The 2665-nt window shown below is 36.0% G+C and carries 2 protein-coding genes and 2 rRNA genes; all 4 read right to left on the bottom strand.

The genetic code is table 11. From position 1 onward, the window contains the following. Positions 1-165 (bottom strand): 16S ribosomal RNA (locus ACFO5Y_RS03470); the annotation flags it as partial. A 641-nt stretch (positions 166-806) separates the two neighbouring features. Further along, the gene (locus tag ACFO5Y_RS03465; RefSeq protein ID WP_197105358.1) at positions 807-1499 is read right to left on the bottom strand and encodes a lysophospholipid acyltransferase family protein; all 693 of its coding nucleotides are present in this window, start codon (positions 1497-1499) and stop codon (positions 807-809) included. Between the two features lie 17 nt (positions 1500-1516). Further along, positions 1517-2215: a glycosyltransferase family 2 protein gene (locus ACFO5Y_RS03460; RefSeq protein WP_197105357.1), complete on the bottom strand. Its 699-nt coding sequence runs from the start codon at positions 2213-2215 to the stop codon at positions 1517-1519. A gap of 241 nt (positions 2216-2456) precedes the next feature. Then, positions 2457-2572, bottom strand: a 5S ribosomal RNA gene (rrf, locus tag ACFO5Y_RS03455). Positions 2573-2665 lie beyond the last annotated feature (93 nt).

The raw sequence follows: 2665 nt of genomic DNA, 5'->3' as shown, positions 1-2665 counted from the left end.
ATCGTTTCCGATGGTTATCCCCCGCTGAAGGGTAGGTTTCCCACGTGTTACTCACCCGTGCGCCACTCACATCAAGAGAACAAGTTCTCTGTCAGTGCGTTCGACTTGCATGTATTAGGCACGCCGCCAGCGTTCGTCCTGAGCCAGGATCAAACTCTCATAATTGATTGTTTGAGCTTTTGCTCATTACTATTCTAGCTTTGTTGACCTTTTTTTAACTGGTGGTCGTCCAGCGAAATTGTTTGGTTGTCTGTTCCGTAGAACAGATCCCCTTACACATTTGGTGTGTTTATCTTTGTTCAGTTTTCAATGAGCTTTCGTTGCGGTTGTGATGCAACCTTATTAGTGTAACATGTTTGTTACGCAATTGTCAACTAATTGTTTGAATTAATTTTAATTGGTCTCAAATGTTTCGCTTTTTTCTCGTCACTTCATGTGACAAGGTCTATATTGTATCATGTTACTCGATACACTGTCAACCTTTTTTTGAATCTTTTATTCAACCAAAGTTAGTTGTTCGATTCGTTGGTGCTGTCTCAATTGACAACCTAATTATAATAGCATGAACCAACTGTCAGTGTCAACACTTTTTGAAAGTTATTTTAACTAACGATAGATTCATTCGGTTGCTCTTTTAACAACTTGTATATAATAGCATCTAAATGATTGCTGTGTCAATAAGATATTTTAAATTTATTCGTATTATATAGTAGGGATTAAGTGATAGCTATATCTAATACCAGAAATCATACACACAATCATTAATCAATCGCGTATTCTGAACCTGGCACATTTCACATATGTAATTATACTACATCAACTTCCACTCCTGTATTAGCTAAACGATTCAATTCTTCTTGTATCTCTTGTGCCTTTTCATCACGTTGATCAATGAAGTCACGATCCTTATCAAATCGAATAGTCTGACCGTAGAGAATTTCCTTTGTTGTTTGTTTAGCATATAGAGGAACGAAGTCAATGTGTTCACCTGTCTTACGGTTATAGTATTTTTCTAGGTTTAGGAAGCCTTCATAGATTCTACCTACCTCACTATCATCTGAAGCATAATCAATATCTGGAAAGATTAACACTGAAGCGCCGGCTTGCAAAGTCTCAACCGATTCCTTCAATGTACGGATAATTTGTCTTGATCTTCTATATACAGGAATCACACGTGCCGACTGAGCCAAACGACTAACGAAATACGACACTCCCCACGCAAGAGGTTTCGCAATGAACGGTGGCATCTTAAACCGCTGTGTAAATGTGTAGTTAACGTAATGATCATAACAAGCTTGTTGATCAATGAAAACACTCAAGCCCCATACACGCATAAACTTAGGATACCAAAGTAATACATTGACGGGACCAAACATATTTTGATGGTGGGAAACATAAACAACTGGTTTATCTGTCGGTTCAAATTGAGGCGCTTTATATTTAGGAAAGACTAGTTGAGCTATCTTTCTGATAATTAAATAAAATTTCCCGTATTCCATTAACTACTCCCTCCCATCTATTTAGAAATGAATAATCCTTTAATCATTTGCCTGCCAATTAATACTGAATCACGAATGGTAGAATAATGTGACGTATGATCTTCATGATAGACCGTAGTTATTTCTACACTCTTTACAGAATACTTCTTCTTAGCAATCATAATTAACATGTTGATTTCATATTCAAAACGATTCCCTGAGACATCTATTAGCTGACCTAGTTGTGTTTCCTTAAAAGCACGTAAACCTGTTTGTGTATCACGAACTTTATATTGATAGAATAAAGCAAATATTAAAGATGTAAACCAATTGCCAATTCGACTTCTAAACGGAACACCACTTTGAGTAAAATTTCTCGTTCCTAAAATATAATCCGCCGAAGAATTAACCATCGTCTCTCCGACATTCACTACATCCGATACAAGATGCTGACCATCAGAGTCCGCAGTAACAACACTATCAATATTACTATGATTATCCATAATATATTTAAAAGCTGTCTTCAACCCCATCCCTTTACCCATATTCACTTCATGAGTTAGGACCACCGTTCTGTTTAATTTAGTTATCTCCTCAAACAATGTGGCATACTTCTCTTCAGACCCATCGTTAATGACAACAACAGCATAAACGTTATTATCTAGAAGGTCCTGTACATAACTTAGTAATTCATCCATTGGATTATAAGCAGGGATCACAACAATAAAGTTTTTCAATAAACGCACCTCTATTCATTATGTATTCTTCATATTTATAAGTTTATTTAAAAAAATATTATATAATTATCCTTTAAATTAAACTATATCATGAACAAGTCAAATTTATCAATTAAAATGTACGTCGGGCCTACTTTAAATGAGACTGAAAAAGCTGCAAATTTATATCATATATAATAGAAGGAGAAATCTGTACAAAAAAAGAACAGAACCACTTGGGCTCTGCTCTCAATTATACAATGTATGGCAACGACCTACTCTCACAGGACCAAAGGTCCAACTACCATCGGCGCTAAGAAGCTTAACTGCTGTGTTCGGCATGGGAACAGGTGTATCCTTCTTGCTACCATCACCACACATTGTCTGTTATATAAGTAATCTACTTAGATCACTCAAAACTGAATATCAACATTATATTTTCTTACCTGCTAAACCTGAATTGGTTCGTGG

The organism is Ruoffia tabacinasalis (assembly GCF_042652985.1).
Lineage (GTDB): Bacteria > Bacillota > Bacilli > Lactobacillales > Aerococcaceae > Ruoffia > Ruoffia tabacinasalis.
This window is presented reverse-complemented; position numbering and strand designations above follow the sequence as displayed.